The 16,650-nt window shown below is 74.3% G+C and carries 14 protein-coding genes; 5 read left to right on the top strand and 9 right to left on the bottom strand.

Features of this window, described 5'->3' with window-relative positions; all coding sequences use genetic code 11:
• Positions 1-88 precede the first annotated feature (88 nt).
• Complete coding sequence (locus tag O7603_RS17995; RefSeq protein WP_281570968.1) at positions 89-1,522, bottom strand: FAD-dependent oxidoreductase; 1,434 nt, start codon at positions 1,520-1,522, stop codon at positions 89-91.
• A 167-nt stretch (positions 1,523-1,689) separates the two neighbouring features.
• On the opposite strand from O7603_RS17995, the gene O7603_RS17990 reads away from it, so the two are divergent.
• Complete coding sequence (locus O7603_RS17990) at positions 1,690-2,127, top strand: VOC family protein (RefSeq protein ID WP_281570967.1); 438 nt, start codon at positions 1,690-1,692, stop codon at positions 2,125-2,127.
• 95 nt (positions 2,128-2,222) lie between these two features.
• Here O7603_RS17990 and O7603_RS17985 read toward each other — a convergent pair whose 3' ends face one another.
• On the bottom strand, positions 2,223-2,879 hold the full coding sequence (locus O7603_RS17985) for a 4'-phosphopantetheinyl transferase superfamily protein (protein ID WP_281570966.1): 657 nt from the start codon (positions 2,877-2,879) through the stop codon (positions 2,223-2,225).
• 193 nt (positions 2,880-3,072) lie between these two features.
• Between O7603_RS17985 and O7603_RS17980 the strand changes: the two genes are divergently transcribed.
• Positions 3,073-3,339, top strand: a complete 267-nt coding sequence (locus tag O7603_RS17980) for a hypothetical protein (RefSeq protein ID WP_281570965.1) — start codon at positions 3,073-3,075, stop codon at positions 3,337-3,339.
• 50 nt (positions 3,340-3,389) lie between these two features.
• Here the strand turns inward: O7603_RS17980 and O7603_RS17975 are convergent, their stop codons facing one another.
• The 3 genes from O7603_RS17975 to O7603_RS17965 form a co-directional block, all read right to left on the bottom strand.
• Complete coding sequence (locus O7603_RS17975) at positions 3,390-4,181, bottom strand: peptidase (RefSeq protein WP_281570964.1); 792 nt, start codon at positions 4,179-4,181, stop codon at positions 3,390-3,392.
• 2 nt (positions 4,182-4,183) lie between these two features.
• Positions 4,184-5,527: a VWA domain-containing protein gene (locus O7603_RS17970; RefSeq protein ID WP_281570963.1), complete on the bottom strand. Its 1,344-nt coding sequence runs from the start codon at positions 5,525-5,527 to the stop codon at positions 4,184-4,186.
• Positions 5,528-5,942: 415 nt separating this feature from the next.
• Positions 5,943-7,634 (bottom strand): phospholipid carrier-dependent glycosyltransferase, encoded by a 1,692-nt coding sequence (locus O7603_RS17965; protein WP_281570962.1) that lies wholly within the window; start codon positions 7,632-7,634, stop codon positions 5,943-5,945.
• 83 nt (positions 7,635-7,717) lie between these two features.
• On the opposite strand from O7603_RS17965, the gene rsmI reads away from it, so the two are divergent.
• The gene (gene rsmI, locus O7603_RS17960) at positions 7,718-8,566 is read left to right on the top strand and encodes a 16S rRNA (cytidine(1402)-2'-O)-methyltransferase (protein WP_281570961.1); all 849 of its coding nucleotides are present in this window, start codon (positions 7,718-7,720) and stop codon (positions 8,564-8,566) included.
• 55 nt (positions 8,567-8,621) lie between these two features.
• Here rsmI and O7603_RS17955 read toward each other — a convergent pair whose 3' ends face one another.
• Positions 8,622-9,812 (bottom strand): hypothetical protein, encoded by a 1,191-nt coding sequence (locus O7603_RS17955; RefSeq protein WP_281570960.1) that lies wholly within the window; start codon positions 9,810-9,812, stop codon positions 8,622-8,624.
• An 855-nt stretch (positions 9,813-10,667) separates the two neighbouring features.
• On the opposite strand from O7603_RS17955, the gene metG reads away from it, so the two are divergent.
• The gene (gene metG, locus O7603_RS17950) at positions 10,668-12,470 is read left to right on the top strand and encodes a methionine--tRNA ligase (RefSeq protein ID WP_281570959.1); all 1,803 of its coding nucleotides are present in this window, start codon (positions 10,668-10,670) and stop codon (positions 12,468-12,470) included.
• Positions 12,471-12,567: 97 nt separating this feature from the next.
• Here the strand turns inward: metG and O7603_RS17945 are convergent, their stop codons facing one another.
• Both O7603_RS17945 and O7603_RS17940 read right to left on the bottom strand, forming a co-directional pair.
• The gene (locus tag O7603_RS17945; protein ID WP_281570958.1) at positions 12,568-13,419 is read right to left on the bottom strand and encodes an alpha/beta hydrolase; all 852 of its coding nucleotides are present in this window, start codon (positions 13,417-13,419) and stop codon (positions 12,568-12,570) included.
• Between the two features lie 93 nt (positions 13,420-13,512).
• Positions 13,513-14,760: a hypothetical protein gene (locus O7603_RS17940; RefSeq protein WP_281576727.1), complete on the bottom strand. Its 1,248-nt coding sequence runs from the start codon at positions 14,758-14,760 to the stop codon at positions 13,513-13,515.
• A gap of 120 nt (positions 14,761-14,880) precedes the next feature.
• Between O7603_RS17940 and O7603_RS17935 the strand changes: the two genes are divergently transcribed.
• Positions 14,881-15,789, top strand: coding sequence for a TatD family hydrolase (locus tag O7603_RS17935; RefSeq protein ID WP_281570957.1), 909 nt, complete (start codon positions 14,881-14,883; stop codon positions 15,787-15,789).
• A gap of 44 nt (positions 15,790-15,833) precedes the next feature.
• Here O7603_RS17935 and O7603_RS17930 read toward each other — a convergent pair whose 3' ends face one another.
• On the bottom strand, positions 15,834-16,502 hold the full coding sequence (locus O7603_RS17930; RefSeq protein ID WP_281570956.1) for a hypothetical protein: 669 nt from the start codon (positions 16,500-16,502) through the stop codon (positions 15,834-15,836).
• Between the last annotated feature and the right edge of the window lie 148 nt (positions 16,503-16,650).

The raw sequence follows: 16,650 nt of genomic DNA, 5'->3' as shown, positions 1-16,650 counted from the left end.
ATGCTAGACGTGTCTCCTCGGGCGAGGGTGCCCGACGATCTCCTTCCGTGGACGACGTGTGGGCGAGGCTCCGGCGGCGACCGACTCGCTATGCCCGGCCGCCGGACGAGGGGGTGGGGCGGCCTCGGAACAGGCCGAGCCGGAGCGCTCGGAGCAGGGTGGCCGGCCGGCTCAGCGTCGCCGGATGGTCGAGCATGGTGGTGACCCGGTTCAGCCGGGAGCTGAGCACCGGATCGGTCTGCGAGGTCCGGAAGATGAGGTCTCCGAACCACTTGGTGATCCGGTATCCGCGCGGGTACGGCCCGTCGACGTGCGGCAGCTCGATGTCGGCGGTGGTGGAGACCTGCCAGGCGGCGTCGACGATCACCTTGACCTGGTCGAAGTACGCCCGCGCCGGCACCTCGTGCGGCCTCGGGCCGGACCGGAGGTACGCCGACAGGCAGGAGGCGTGCAGCGTCGCCGAGGTCATGCCCTGGCCGTACACCGGATTGAACGAGGCGACCGCGTCGCCGGCGGCGACCAGCCCGGCCGGCAGCCGGTCGAGCTTGTGGAAGTCCCGGCGCCGGCTGTCGGCCTGGTGGTACGTGACCACCCCGCCGAGCATCTCGCCGTGCTCGGCGATGTCGCCGAACATCGGCGGGTAGTGGTCGCGGCAGCGGGCGGCGTAGTCGGCGACGTCGCGGCTGGGCCGGTCGTCGTCGTAGCCGGCGACCAGCATGATCCAGCGGTCCGCCTCGACCGAGTTGATCCCACCGATCCGGGCGGTGCGGCCCTTGCCGGCCATCGCGTGGTAGACCACCACCCAGGTGTCGCTGACCTTCTCGTCCCGCTTGTAGAGCGCGGTCGCGTAGTTCAGCCTGATCGGCATCCGCTGCATCGGCGGACGGGGCCATCCGTTGTCGGACAGCCAGTCGCTCAGTCGGCTGGACCGGCCCATCGCGTCGACCACCAGGTCCGCCGGTTCGACGATCGGCTCGGCGCCGCCCTCGGGCACGTACCGGGCGCCGGTGACGCGCTGGTCGGCGAAGACCAGGCTCTCCGCGCGGCCGTACACCATCCGGATGTTGTCGACGGCGAGGGTCCGTCGCCGGACCAGGGCTTCCAGGAACGGACGCGTGGTGATCAGGGCCGGGCCACCGTCGGTCGGCGCCGGCGGAAGCCCCAATACGCCGTTCAGGAAGATCTTCGCCGCGCCCTCCTCGGCGGGCGGCGTCGGTGCGCCGAGCGCGATGGCCTCGTCGGCGATGCCGGGAAACCAGCGCTCCAACTGCATCTGGCCGGCCGGCAGCAGCGCGTGCACCTGGCTGCCCTGCGGTACGCCCGGCCGTGGCCCGTCATCGACCTCGGACGGATCCCGCTCGATGATCAGCACTTCCTCGGCGTGGTCACTGAGAACGCGGGCCGCCATCAGCCCGGCGATGCTGCCGCCGAGCACCACCGCCCGCCGCATGATCACTGTGGTCTCGGCCGGTCGTTCCGCCGTTGCTATCTCCGAGAAGAGCCGGGACGGGGAGGGGGGCACGCGATCACTCCTGGGGTGGTCGGGAAACCTCGGCATCCACGACCGTAGCCATCGAAGGCCACCGGTGAATGGTCAGCCGAGCCGCCGTTCCGGTGGACCGCGCGGTCGCACTGAGAGACCCGCGACCGGAGGTTGCCGGTCGCCCGTGCGCGATGCAGGCTGGCCCGATGGGCGACCCGTGGAGCATGACCTTCGACAGCGCGAACCCGCCGGCCCTGGCCGCCTTCTGGAAGACCGCGCTGGGCTACGTCGACGCGGCGCCGCCGGCGGGCTTCGCCGACTGGGCGTCGTTCCGGCGGCACTACGACGTGCCCGAGGAGGAGTGGGACGACGTCGCCTACCTGGCGGACCCGTCCGGTCGGGGGCCGCGCATCTCGTTTCTCCGGGTGCCGGAGGCGAAGGTGGCGAAGAACCGGATCCACCTGGACATCCAGGCCGGGGGCGGGCGCGGCGTCGCGTGGGAGGTCCGGGCGCCGAGGGTACGCGCCGCGGTCGAGCGGCTGATCGCGGCCGGCGCGACAATGCTGCGGGAGGACGAGGTGGACGGTCGGCTCGATCACGTCGTGATGGCCGATCCGGAGGGCAACGAGTTCTGCGTGGTGTGACTCCGTCGCCGGACGGGGCCCGAGACGGGCCGCTGCCCGTTGAGCGGAACGCCTCGTCGCCGGGGAGGGTCATGCGGCAGCGGGACGCCGGTGGATCAGTCCGTCGGGAGCACGGCGGCGGTGCGGACGAGCCCGTCCGCCACCACGAACCGGCCGCGCACCGTCCGTGGCGGGTTGTCGACGGGCGCGGCGTCGATCCGGGCCGGGGAGATCCGGGCGGTGAACGTTCCGGCGTCCGGATCCAGCTCGACGTGCGCGTCGGCGAAGTCCAGCCAGGTGCCGACCACCGGATGCCAGACCTTGTAGACGGTCTCCTTGGCGCTGAACAGCACCGCCGGCCAGGACACGCCGGCCGGCAGCGCGGCCATCCGCTCGTCCTCCTCCGGCAGGCTGATCAGTCGGCGTACCCCTGGATTGAGCTCCCGGTGCTGCTCGGCGTCCATGCCTACGGAGCGCACCACGCTGCTGCTGGCCGCGGCCGCCGCGCAGTAGCCGCGGGTGTGGGTGATCGTGCCGACCACGCCGGGCGGCCACACCGGCGCCCGGTCGGCGGCCGACAGTACAGCCGACGGCAGGAGCCCGAGCGCCGCCATCGCCCGCCGCGCGCAGACCCGCCCGGCGGTGAAGTCCCGCCGCCGGCTCTCGACCGCGCTGTCGCTGAGGCAGGCCAGCTCCGCGGCGAGCAGCGGCGCGGTCCAGTCGTCCGGGCCGGCCACGGCCACGGCGACCTCCGGCGGCAGCAGGTCACGCATCGCTCACCCCGCACCGGTACGCCCGCGGCCGGTCGACCGTCGGGTTTCTGACTGTCATGAATGGCGAAAGTACCGCAACCATGTATCACCGGATGGTGTCGGAGCGCGGCTCCGGCGGCGGTCGGCCCCGTGGCCGCCGTCAGGACGATCGTCCGGTCGCCCGGACCCCGTCAGGAACCGGAGAGGGAGTGCGATGACCGGTGGTGCGCAACCGGCAGGTCAGCGGAGCGACGAACACGCTCCGCTGACGCCGGTCTGGAGCTGCGGTTCCTGCGGTGAGGAGTGGCCGTGCGCGACGAAGCGCGCCCGGCTGCTGGAGGAGTACGGGGATCGGGCGATGCTCAGCGTCTATCTGGGCTCCTGTCTCGCCGCCGCCACCGAGGATCTGCGCACCGCGCCGGTCACGTCCCTGCAGGACCGGTTCATCGGGTGGCTGCCCCGCGGGCCCCGCCACCGCTGACCGCCACGCCATCCGGCGCCCGCGTGGGCGCCGGGCAGCGGGACGGTCTCTCAGGGGCGTCGGGGTCGGCGGGTCAGCGCGAAGCCGACCACCCCGGCCACGGCGGCGAGGACACCACCGGCGGTGGTCCAGATCCACCGGGAGCCCAGGGCGGGCAGCAGGTCGCCCAGGCCCTCCTCGTCGGCGTCGTTCCGGGGCGCGGCGGCCGACGCGTCGGTCAGCACGGCACCGGCCCGGGTGTTCGGCACCAGCGGCGCCGCCAACTCGCCGTCGTCGGCCGGGGCGCCCCCGTCGCCGTCCGCGGAGACCAGCAGCTCCACCTCGACCGGAGCGCCCAGGTCCGGCTCCGGCACGTCGATGACCGAGAGCCGGACGAAGTACGTGCCGGGCAGCGGGTCGGCCGACCACGGCTCGGCCCACGGCCGGACCTCGCGCAGCGTGCAGCCGAGCGACACGGTGGCGGCTGTCTTCTCGACGGTCGGCGTCTGCGCCCCGGCCGTGCACGCCTGTCGCCGGCGCAGCCCGTCGAAGACGTCGATGGTCCAGGTGGCCGCGCCGCTGCGGTCCCTGGGGAACGCCACGGCGGCGGTGATGTCGTGCACCTGGCCGGCCTCGGCCGTGAACGACCAGTAGAGGTGGTCACCGGTGGACGCGCCGACCCGGACCGGCTGGCCGGCGGCGATGGCGGTGGCGGTGAGGAACGACGTGCCCGCCCGGGTCACCGTCGCGGCGCCGGGCGAGGGGGTGGCCGTGGGGGTGGCGTCCGCGGCGGCCGCGGTGGGCAGCAGCGCGGGGCTGGCGGCGGCCAGCAGCGCCACCAGTGCCCTCGGGATGGTACGCACGCTCACTTCTCCCTCCAGGTGGCCACCCACCAGCGGGTGAGCAGACCGGTCACCAGACCGGCGAGCAGACCGGCGACGGTCAGCAGGGCCAGCAGCACCCAGCCCCGGCCGAGGTCCGGTCCGCGGGGGTCGGGCGACGCGGCCACCACGTCGACGGTCAGCTCGACGGGCATTCCCGGGGTCACCCCGGTGCCGGGTCGGGGTGCGAACGAGTTGCTGACCACCAGGCAGACGGTGGCCGGGACGGTCGGGTCGTCGGCGGTCCGGTCGGTGCCGCCCGCGCCCCCGTCGGCGTCCCGGTTCCCGGCGTCCCGGTTCCCGGCGTCGCGGTCCTCGGCGTCGCGGTCCTCGGGGTCGTCGTCCGACCAGCGCAGGCCGGCGGAGATGACGTCGGCCCGGCCGCTGCCCGCGTCCGCTCCGCGGACCAGTTCGCGGCCGTCCGGGGCGACGGCCCGTAGCAGCACGCCATAGTCCCGGTTGACCGGTCGGTCCAGCGCCACACTCACCGACGCGCGCAACTCCTGGCCCGGCCGCACCGGCACCCGGTACCAGCGGTGCTCGGAGAACGCCTCCCGGTCGGTGTAGACGCCGGGTCCGAGCAGCGGAGCGCCCGCGCAGGCGGTGCCGCCGCCGACCGCCGTCGGGGTCCGGGTGTACGTCTCGCCGGCCCGCTCGACCAACTGCTTGATCCGGTCGGTCAGCTCCGCGGTGCTCTGCGCCGCGGTGTACGTGCCGCCGGTCGCACCGGCGATGCAGAGCAGCTGCCGGCGTACCTTCTCGTCGGGCGCCAGGCCCAGCGTGTCGACCACCAACCGGGTGCCCTGGGCGGCCAGCTCCCGGGCCACGTCGCACGGGTCCGGCGGGGCGCACGTGTCCTCGCCGTCGGTGATCAGCACGATCCGGCGGGTGGTCGCGCCGGTGCCGAGGTCCTCGGCGGCCGCGCGCAGGGCGAGCCCGACCGGGGTGAAGCCGGTCGGCCGCAGGGTGGCCACCGCCGCCTTCGCCTGGGCCCGGTCGACCGGGCCCACCGGCGCGATCTGCTGGGTGTCCTGGCAGCCGACCTTCTTGTCCTTGCCCCGATACGTCGCGCCGAGCACCCGGATCCCCAGTTGGGTCTCCGCCGGCAGGGCGTCGACGACCTCGTTGAACGCCTGCTGCGCCACCGAGATCCGGCTTCGGCCGTCGATGTCCCGGGCGCCCATCGAACCGCTGACGTCGAGCACCAGCTCGACCCGGGGCGGCTCGGCGGGTGTCGGCTCGTCGGCCGCGGCGGGCACCGGCCCGAACAGCGCGGAGACCACCACCAGTCCAGCGAGGACGGTGGTGGATCGTCTTGAGTTGATCACCGGCGAAGTGTAGGAGCCGTCCATATAGGATGATCATCGGGGTGCGTGCACGAGCCGGCCCCGCTCGACCCTCGCCGCCGGCCGCCAACCCGTCGCGCGGCCGGCCCGCCGGAGGCGGGTCGACCGTCCAGCCGGGACCGCGCGTCCTCACTCGGTGACCCTGGGTCAGCTGCGGGTTCTGCCGGATCGTCGGGCGGGCATCCGTCAGAAATCTGACCCAAGTCGACCCGTTGTGCCGGTGGTGCGCGGTGGTTATTCTTCTCTTGCGCGCCCCAATCGCCCGCTTCCCCCGTGGCAGGCGATCGGGGCGCGCGTCTTTGTCGGTGCGGGCGACCGCGCGGCATCGCCGCAGCCGGGACACCCGGCACCCCGGTTCGATCGGCCGACGCGGCGGTGGAGCATCGCCGCCGACCGCTCAGATCCAGCGGCCGTCCAGCCACATCCGGGCCGCCCAGTCCGCGTACGGCATCAGCCGGCCCACGAAGATCGGGTAGAAGTACGCGAAGCAGAGCGCGACCAGCAGCACGTACGCGCCTGCCACGAGGCTGCCGACCAGGCGGCGGTCGTACCCCGCGTCACCCGGTGCGAGGGCCCTGGGCGCGCCGGCGCTCGCCGCGGCCGGCGAGGCGATCGCACCGAGCACGTAGACCACGGCCAGCACCAGGAACGGCACAGCCGGCGCGGTGTAGAACGAGAACATCGTCCGACCGTCGAGGGCGAACCAGAACCACGGCAGGAAGCCGGCGGCCACGGTGAGCAGGATCGCGCCGGCCCGCCAGTCGCGCCGCGCCAGGCCGAGCCAGGCCAGCGCCACCAGCGCCGGCAGGAACGACCACCAGAGCAGCGGCGTGCCGAGCAGCAGGATCTCCTCCGCGCAGCTGGCCGCCCCGCAGCCGCCGTCGCCGGACCAGTGGAACGCGACCGGCCGGCCGAGCAGCAACCACTGCCACGGCCAGGACTGGTACTTGTGCGGGTCGTCCAGGCCGGTGTGGAAGCCGTACGCCGCCTTGTGGTACTCGAACAGGTTGATCAGCGGCCCGATCACCGGCGTGTCGCTGAGCGGGGCGCCCGGGTAGTTCGCGGCGAGCCGGTAGTAACCGTCGTCGGTGAGCAGCCAGCCCGACCAGGTGGCGACGTAGGTGACCACCATCAGCACGCCCGCGAGCGCGAACCAGGGCAGCTCGTCGAGCACGGCGTCCCGCCACGGCCGGCGCACCCCGGCCGACCGGCGCACCCCGACCTCCCAGAGCAGCGCCAGCAGCACGAACGCCGGCACGAAGTAGAGCGCGCTCCACTTCACCGCGCAGGCGCAGCCGAGCAGCACCCCCGCGGCGAGCCGCCACCACGGCCAGCCCCGCCAACCCGTCGCAGGCCGCCCGGCCCGCCCCGGCCGGGACGGATCCAGCCCGGCGTCCAGCGCCCGCGCCCAGCGCCGGCGCCGCGCGTCCCGGTCGAGCACCAGGGCGCCGAACGCGGCCAGCACGAAGAAGAGCAGGAAGATGTCGAGCAGCGCCGTGCGGGAGAGCACCAGGTGGAAGCCGTCCAGGGCGAGCAGCAGCCCGGCGGCGCAGCCGAGCGCGGTGGACCGGAACATCCGCCGGCCGATCCGCACCAGCAGCAGCACCGAGAGAGTGCCGATGACGGCCGCCGAGAAGCGCCAGCCGAACTCCGGCGCCGTGGTGACCAGGTGCCCGGGCACCGAGATCCGGCTCTCCGCGTCCTGGTAGCCGAAGGCCCACTCGCCGAGGCCGATGAGCCACTTACCGAGCGGCGGGTGCACCACGTACGACGCGTTGCCGTCCTTGTAGTTCCACTCGACGCCACGCGCGATGAGGCCGTACGCGTCCTTGGCGTAGTAGGTCTCGTCGAAGATCTTGCCGCTCGGGTGGGAGAGGCCGACGAAGCGCAGGATGCCGGCGATGAGCACCACCACGCCGGTGGCCAGCCACGACCACCCGTCGAGCCGGGCGTCGACGGTGGCCAGCCGGCCGCGGACCACGCCGGCGACCCCGCCGTCGTCGGCCGGGGGCACGGTGGTCACCTCGACCGCCGGGCCGTCGCCCGTGCGGTCCGCGCTCGCGCTCTGTGCTGTCGACGCACTCGTCACCCGGCGATCGTAGGCTGCGAAGGTGGCCGGTGGCGCCCGTCGTCCCCGATACCGGAACCGTTGACGATCGAGGAGCGCAACCCGTGGGTGATATGTCGGATGTCGGGCGCCTCGTCCTGCTCGGCGCGCCGCTCGGCAACCCGGCCGACGCGTCCGCCCGCTTCCGCGAGGTGCTCGCGACCGCGGACGTGGTCGCCGCCGAGGACACCCGCCGGCTGACCCGGCTCGCCCGGGACCTCGACGTCACGATCCCCGGCCGGATCGTCTCCTACTTCGAGGGCAACGAGGAGCGGCGTACGCCGGAACTCGTCGAGGTCATCCAGGCCGGCTACCTGGTCGCGCTGGTCACCGACGGCGGCATGCCGAGCGTCTCCGACCCCGGCTACCGCCTGGTGCGGGCCGCCCTCGACGTCGGGGCGCCGGTCACCGCGGCACCGGGCCCGAGCGCCGTCACGACGGCCCTCGCCCTCTCCGGGCTGCCCTGCGACCGATTCTGCTTCGAGGGGTTCCTGCCCCGCTCGCCCGGCGCCCGCCGGTCCCGGCTGCGGGAACTCGCCAGCGAGCCGCGCACCCTCGTCCTCTTCGAGGCGCCGCACCGCGTCGCCGCCGCGCTGACCGACCTGGCGGACGCGTTCGGCGCGGATCGCCCGGCCGCGCTCTGCCGCGAACTCACCAAGACGTACGAGGAGGTGCTCCGCCGCCCACTGGGCGACCTGGCCCGCTGGGCGGTGGACGGGGAGCCGCGCGGCGAGATCACCCTCGTGGTGGCCGGCGCACCGGCGACCCCCGCGGAACGCCCCGACGACGACACGCTGCGCGCGGCGGTCGCCGACCGGGAAGCGGGCGGCCTCTCCCGGCGGGACGCGATCAGCGACGTCGCCACCAGCTACGGCCTGCGCCGGCGCGACGTCTACGGCGTCGTGCACCGCTGACGGAGTGGCCCCGCCAGCTCACCGGTTCGCGGCCGCCGGCCCGGCCGGCCACCGGTCACCAGGCGGCGACGAGGAAACCGAGGGCGATCAGCGCCGGCCCGGCGAACGCCGCACCGACCGCCCAGCGCCGGGCCCGTCGACCCGTCAGGAGCGTGGCGCCGGTCCACCGGGCGATCCCGGCGCCGCAGGCCGCCACCACCAGCAGGCCGAGCAGCCAGCGCAGGTGCTGGGCCAGGCCGGTGTCGGCGTACGCGGTGCCGCCCTTCGGGCCGGTCATCCGCGCCGGCAGCGCCGTGCCGGGCTTGGCGCGCTCGGCCGGCACGCCGCTGACCCGGACCCCGTGCGCGATGAAGCGACCGCCGTCGGCGGTGAAGATGCCGCGGCAGCGCTGGGTGAGGCCCCCGCCCGTGCAGTCGGCGATGACCACCGTGCCACCGGTGGCGTGGCCCATCGCGACCCAGAGCGGGCCCGCGCTGACCCACCCGAAGAAGGCCGCGACCAGACTCAGCGACAGCAGCACGGCGAGCCCCGGCAGCGGATCCGGCGGGCGGGGCGCCCGCTCCGCCCGGCGTCGCCGGGCCGGGTCGTCCCGCGCCTGCCGATCCCGCTCGTGCGGCGGCTCCGCCCGGATGGGCGTGCCGTCCCAGTGCACCTCCTCGATCGGCGGCCAGAACGCCGGGTCGTCGTCCTCCGCCGTGCCGCCGTCGGAGGCGCGGCCGGCGCGCCGCCGCCGCTTCGGCTGCCGGACCGGCGCCCGTCGCGGTAGCGCGTCCACCGGCGCCCCGGTCGTCGGCTCCAGCTCGGGGGCGGCCGCACCGGGCTGCTCGGGCGCCGCGTCGGGCGCGGACACACCAGCGCCGGGCGGTGGCGCCGGTTCGTGCGTGCGCGACGGCGCGGGCCCGTCCTCGCCGGCCGTCGCCGCCGACGGCTCGCCGTCCGGCAGCCCGGGTCCGCCGTCGACTGGCCGCTCCTCGGCCGGCCGGCCCCCGATCCGTCGGTCCTCGACCGGCCCGCCCTCGACCCGTTGATCCTCGACCGGCCGGTCCTCGACCAGCCGGCCGTCGACTGGCCGGTCCTCGACCCGTTGATCCTCGACTGGCCGGTCCTCGACTGGCCGGTCCTCGACTGGCCGGTCCTCGACCCGTCGGCCGTCGAGTGGCCGGTCCTCGACCCGTCGGCCCTCGACCGGGCGGCCCTTGGGCGGCGCGGCCGGCCCGCCGGGCCGGCGGCGGGCCGGCGCCGGCACCGGGCCGGGTCGGATCGGGGAGGGTGCCGGCCCTGGCCGGGTGGGGCTGGGCGGCGGCGGTGCCGGGGTCGGCACGGACGGGCCCGGCGAGGGCCGGTCCGCCTGCGCGGGCGTGGCCCGCCCTCGTGGTGCCGGCCTCGGCGGCGGTGGGTCCTCGGCCGAGGGAGCGGGCCGGGCCTGGGCCGGTGGTGTGGGCCGGGCCCGGCCCGCCGCCCTCGGCGGTGTCGCCTCCGCGGTACCGGTGGACTGTGCGGGCGGCCGGGAACCGTCGGCTTCGGGAGCGGGCCGGGGCTGTGCGGTCGGCGCGGTCGGTGCCGGCGGTGCGGTCGATGCGGATCGGGTCCGGGCCGGCGGCGCCGTCCGCGCGGAGGTCACGGGCAGGGCGGGCGGTGTGCCCTGGTCCGGCGGCGTGGCCTGGTTCAGCGGTGTGCCCTGGTTCGGCGGAGTGGCCTGGTTCGGCGGGGTGGCCGGGTCGGGGCCGGGTACCGGGCGGGGCTGTGGGGCGACCGACGGGCCCCGGTTCGGTCCGCCCCGGCCGGTCCGGCGGCGGGTCGGGCCCCCCGTGGGCCCGTTCCCGCCGGCCGCCGGCCCCGGTCCGGTCGCGCCGGCGTCGCCGGGCGGGTCGGGGCGGCCGTCCGCCCCGGTGGGGCGCTGGTCCTGGTCCCGGGCCGCTCGTCTGCCAGTCACGATGTTCATTGCACACCGGTGCCGGGGGCGGATCGGGCAGGTCAGGCGCGTGTCGGGAACAAATCGGACCAAAGGTCGAGCCCGGTCGACCGGTCCGCCGACCCCACGACGCCCCCGCACCCCTATTGGTTCGCAGGTGCCCGGCGCGGGTCGATAGGCTTGCTGGTCATGAGTCACGTTCTCGCGGCGGTTGCCTGGCCGTACGCCAACGGCCCGCGCCACATCGGCCACGTCTCCGGTTTTGGCGTTCCCTCCGACGTCTTCAGCCGGTACATGCGGATGGCGGGCCACGACGTGCTCATGGTCTCCGGCACCGACGAGCACGGCACCCCGATCCAGGTGCAGGCCGACGCCGAGGGGGTCACCCCGCGCGAGCTGGCCGACCGGTACAACCGGGTGATCGTCGAGGACCTGCACGGGCTCGGCCTGTCGTACGACCTGTTCACCCGCACCACCACCCGCAACCACTACGCGGTGGTGCAGGAGCTGTTCGAGGGGATGTACCGCAACGGCTACATCGTGCCCAAGACGACGATGGGGGCGATCTCGCCGTCCACCGGTCGCACCCTGCCCGACCGCTACATCGAGGGCACCTGCCCGATCTGCGGCTACGACAGTGCCCGCGGCGACCAGTGCGACAACTGCGGCAACCAGCTCGACCCGATCGACCTGATCAACCCACGGTCGAAGATCAACGGTGAGACGCCGGAGTTCGTGGAGACCGAGCACTTCTTCCTTGACCTGCCCGCCCTGGCCGACGTGCTGCGGCAGTGGCTGGACAGTCGGGAGGGCTGGCGGCCGAACGTGCTGCGGTTCTCGAAGAATCTCCTCGACGACCTCCAGCCCCGGGCGATCACCCGGGACCTGGAGTGGGGTGTGCCGATCCCGCTGGAGGGGTGGCGCGACCGGTCGGACAAGCGGATCTACGTCTGGTTCGACGCCGTGATCGGCTACCTCTCCGCGTCCATCGAGTGGGCCCGCCGCTCCGGCGACCCGGAGGCGTGGCGGCGGTGGTGGTCCACCGACGGGGCCGGCAAGGACGCCGAGACCTACTACTTCATGGGCAAGGACAACATCGTCTTCCACTCGGTGATCTGGCCGGCGCTGCTCGCCGGCTACTCCGGGGAGGGCGCGCGCGACGGCGAGCCGGGTGACCTGGGTCGCCTCAACCTCCCCACCGAGGTGGTCTCCAGCGAGTTCCTCACCATGGAGGGGCGGAAGTTCTCCTCGTCCCGCCGGATCGTCATCTACGTCCGCGACTTCCTCGAGCGCTACGACGCCGACGCGCTGCGCTACTTCATCGCGGTCGCCGGGCCGGAGAGCAACGACACCGACTTCACCTGGGCGGAGTTCCTCCGCCGCAACAACGACGAGCTGGTCGCCGGCTGGGGCAACCTGGTCAACCGGTCCATCTCGATGGCGGCGAAGAACTTCGGGGCGATCCCGCCGATCGACCCGGCCGGTCTCACCGAGGCGGACGAGTCGCTGCTCGCCACCGCCCGGGCCGGTTTCGCCACCGTCGGCGACCTGATCGGCCGGCACCGGCAGAAGCAGGCCATCGGCGAGGCCATGAAGGTGGTCGCCGAGGCGAACCGGTACCTGTCCGAGCAGGCCCCGTGGAAGCTCAAGGACGAGGCCGACAAGCCCCGGATGGGCACCATCCTGCACGTCGCCCTCCAGGTGGTCAGCGACGCCAACACCCTGCTCACCCCGTTCCTGCCGCACTCCGCGCAGAAGGTGCACGAGCTGCTCGGCGGCACCGGCGTGCACGCGCCGATGCCGCAGATCGTGCAGGTCGACGACCTCGACGGCGGGCCGTCGTACCCGGTGCTGACCGGGGACTACACGCAGGGCGCGCGCTGGGAGTCCGTACCCCTGGAGGTGGGCCGGGCGCTCGCGGCGCCGAAGCCGGTGTTCCGCAAGCTCGACCCGTCGATCGTCGACGAGGAGCTGGCCCGGCTGGCCGGCTGAGTTCCGTCACGACGGTGCGGCCCCGGGGCACCCCCGGGGCCGCACCTTCTTCTGACGTCGGCCGGCCGCGCCCGCACCGGGCGCCACCGGCGAGGCGTCAGGCGCGGGCCATGGCCGGCGAGCCGATGAAGTTCATGATCGCCTTGTTGACCTCGTCGGCGTTCGTCCATGGAATGCCGTGCGGAGCGCCCTTCAGCGTCACCAACTGGCTGCCGGCGAGCATCGGCTGCAACCGCTGCCCGGTCTTGGCGAACGGCAGCACGTTGTCCTTCTCGCCCTGCACGATCAGCACCGGCACGTCGATGTTGGGCAGGTCGCCCCGGAAGTCGGTCAGCCAGGCGCCCACACTGTCGTGCGTGCCCTTCGCCGAGGCGCGCGCGCCGATCTGCCAGTGCCCGCGGTACGCCTCCTCGCTGACCAGCTTCCCCTTGTTCTCCTTGTAGTTGAAGAACGCGTCGCAGAACTGGGTCAGGTAGGCGAACCGGTCGGCGAGGATCGCCTGCTGGAAGCCATCGAAGAGGCTCTTCTCGACACCCTCCGGGTTGTCCTGCGTCTTCAGCAGGTACGGCGCCAGCGGACACAGCAGCACCGCCTGGCTCACCCGCTGCGAGCCGTACGCGCCGAGGTAGCGGGTCACCTCACCGGTGCCCATCGAGTGGCCGACCAGGATCGCGTTGCGCAGATCCAGTTCGGTCATCAGCACGTCCAGGTCGGCGGCGAAGGTGTCGTAGTCGTACCCCATCGTCGGCTGCGCCGAATTTCCGAAACCGCGCCGGTCGTACGTGATGACCCGGTATCCGGCGTTCAGCAGCGGGATGGTCTGCTTCTCCCAGGTCGCCCCGTTGAACGGAAAACCGTGGACCAGCACGATCGGCTGACCGGAGCCGTGGTCCTCGTAATAGAGGTCGATGGGTGCCGAGTTTTCCGTCCCCACGGTGATGAACGGCATGCTCTTCTCCTGATGTCGGGCGGTTGTCTCCTCGCCCGGCGCATTCCCGCCCCACCCGTCGATATGCCCCGCGCCCCGACCGGCCGTCGCCGCCTACAGCGCGTACGGGACGTGCGTCACCTCGTCGTTCGTCACCTCTGCGCCCGGTGCCCAGACCTCGTAGATGCCCCGGTCGTGGCACTGTGCCGCCGTCACGGCCACGGCGTCCGGATCCGGCCGGCGCAGGCGCAGCCGCAGCCAGCCCGCCTCCTCGCGCAGCACGAGGCAGGGCACGCCGCGCCACTGCGCGAAACGCAGCCGCCGGGCCACCGCGTCGACCGGGTAGCGGGCGGCCCGGGTCATCGCCAGCACCCGGAACCCGCCGGGCATGTCGGCGACCGCCTCGTACTCGTTGCCGCCGTACGTGCCGACGAGCTGGGTGGAGCGGGGCGCGTCCCCGGTCGGCACGTACTCCTGATCCGGGGAGAGGCCCGGCACCGCGGCGAGCAGGTGCCGCCACTGCGGGCCGACCATCCGCAGCCAGCCCCGCTGCTCGGCCTGGTAGGTGTACAGCACCACCTCGACCCCCTCCGCCGGGTAGGCGAGCAGGGTGGCGTTCGCCGGCATCGGCAGGTCGGCAAAGTCGCGGGTGACGAACTCCGGGATCAGCTGGCTGCTGCTGGGCACGAAGCCGGTGCCGAGCACCGGCGGGCCCAACCGGTCCCGGGGTGGCAGCGCGCCCAGCCCCCGGTGCCCGTCGCCCACCGGCACGTCGTAGTCGACCGGGTCGGCGGCCCGCCAGCGCAGCGCGTACGCCACCTCTACGCCGTCCCGGCCCACCTCGCCGTCGGTACGCAACAGCGTCGTCGCCGCCGGCGTGCGCAGGTGGGCGATGTCGTACTCGCGGTAGCAGAAGCCGTGCGGCAGCCACCCCCGCACGTACCCGGCGAGCTGGCGCGCGGACAGGATCTTGACCATCCGGGTGCCCCGCCGGACGACCGCCGACGCGCGCATCGCGCCGAGCACCGGGTCCCCGGCGGCGTCCGGACGCTGGCTGAGCTGGTGCATCTGCGACCAGCCCCGCTCCCGGTGCGCCGGCATCATCAGCGCCGCCTCCGGCTCCTCGGCCGGCGGCGGCGCACCGTGTACCGCGGTCACCTCCGTCGCGTGCACGAACCGGCGCCAGGGCAGCACCGAGCCGGGGCGGGGCGCCCACTCGAAGCCGGCCACCTCGTCGGCGCTGAACAACTCGTACGCGGCGCCTCGGGCGATCTCCTCGGCCGGGTAGACGCCGCCGCCGTACGCCACCCGCAGCCCGGTCCGGTCACCCGCGTTTTCGCTGGCCTGAGGAGTGACGCTCAGGTGCTCACCTCGCTGTGCCCACGGCTCGCTCACCGGGCGACCGTAGAGTCGCCCTGGGTAGCCGAGGTGAACTGCGGGTGGCGGGCGGGTGGACACCCCCAGTGTGTGATCCTTTGGTGGATGACCGAGCCAACCGAACAGACGACCGGGCGGACCGAATCCCGCCGCGACCGGGCCGCCCGGCGCGCCGGCGAGTTCCCGCCGGCGCCCGAGCCGCTGCCCCACCCGGTGCTCGACAGCCACACCCACCTGGACATCACGGTCAGCGAGGCCGGCATGCCCGGCGGCGGCCCCGCCGACGACCCGGTCGCCGCGGCCGTCGCGGTCGCCGCCGGAGTCGGGGTCGACCGGCTGGTGCAGGTCGGGGTGGACGTGTCCTCCTCCCGCTGGGGCGCGCAGACCGCCGACAGGTACCCGGCGGTGGTGGCGACCGTGGCCCTGCACCCGAACGAGGCGCCTCGCCTCCCCGATCTGGACGAGGCGCTGCGCGAGATCGAGACGCTGGCCGCCCGGGACCGGGTGCGTGGCGTCGGCGAGACCGGGATGGACTTCTTCCGCACCGGCGACGAGGGGCGCGCCGCCCAGGAGGAGAGCTTCCGCGCGCACATCGCCATCGCCAAGCGGTACGGCAAGGCGTTGGTCATCCACGATCGGGAGGCGCACGCCGACGTGCTGCGCATCCTGGACGACGAGGGCGCGCCCGACACCGTCGTCCTGCACTGCTTCTCCGGCGACGCCGACTTCGCCGCCGAGTGCGTCCGCCGCGGCTACCTGCTCAGCTTCGCCGGCACCGTCACCTTCGGCAGCGCCGGCGCGCTCCGGGAGGCGGCCGCGCTGACCCCGCTCGACCAGATCCTGGTGGAGACCGACGCGCCCTACCTCACCCCCATGCCGCACCGCGGCCGGCCCAACGCGTCGTACCTCATCCCGCTGACCGTCCGCTCGCTCGCCGCCACCACCGGCGCGGACCTGGACGAGCTGTGCGCCGCCATCTCGGCCACCGGCGAGCGCGTCTTCGGCCCCTGGTGACGGCGCGGGGTGAGGCCGCGCACACGGCCCCACCCCACGCCGCGTCACGCCGCAGCCGGCACCGGCGTTGGCGCGGCGACCGACCCGGTCCCGGTGCGCCGGAGGACCCCGGACGCGAGCACCGAGAAGGCGGCCGTGGCCGCGAGCCCGAGCAGGACTCCGTTGTACGACCCGGGCGAGAAGTCACCGGCGAGGCAGAGGAAACCGAGCGGGGCGGCCCACGCCGGCACGAGGCGGGCCCGCCACGCGGCGACCGTGAACAGGGTGAGGCCCAGGTCGAAGCCGAACAGGTGCAGCACCAGCACCACGATGGCGGCGTTCCCCTCGGAGATCACTCCGTTGGCCGCGGCCATCGCGGTCCGGTCCGGGGCGAGCGCGAGGTCCCGCAGGGCGAGCAGCAGCACCGCGTGGGCGGCGAGGGCCACCGCGCCGAGGAAGGCCATGCTCCCCGCCACCCGTACGAACGTGCGCCCCCGGCCCGTGACCAGGCCCATCACGCCGCGGATCCCGACGGCGAACAGGACCATCGCGGCGAAGTACATCAGGTCGGCGGCGAGGAACGCCCCACTGTGGTCGGCGATCAGGGCCAGCTCGTCGACCGGGTTCTCGGTGTTGTCGCGGGGCACGACCAACTCGGAGGCGAGGGTGAGCAGCGGGGCGGCGACCAGGGCGGCGGCAAGCAGCCGAGCCGGCCGGGCAGGTCGATCGGTCATGGTGAGCTCCTGCGTACGTCGGATGAGCCGGCTCGCTGCCGGCCGGCGCCGTCGTCGCGGCGCCGGACCCCGACGCTAGGGACGCGGGCCGTCCGCCACCCCCGCCCGAGGTCGTGATCGCCTCCGCCAGCCGGCGGAACCGGGCGGC

Origin of the sequence: Micromonospora sp. WMMD812 (genome assembly GCF_027497215.1) — a bacterium.
Classification (GTDB): Bacteria; Actinomycetota; Actinomycetes; order Mycobacteriales; family Micromonosporaceae; genus Micromonospora.
Note: the sequence above shows the minus strand (reverse complement) of the source record. Positions and strands in the feature narration are given on the sequence as shown.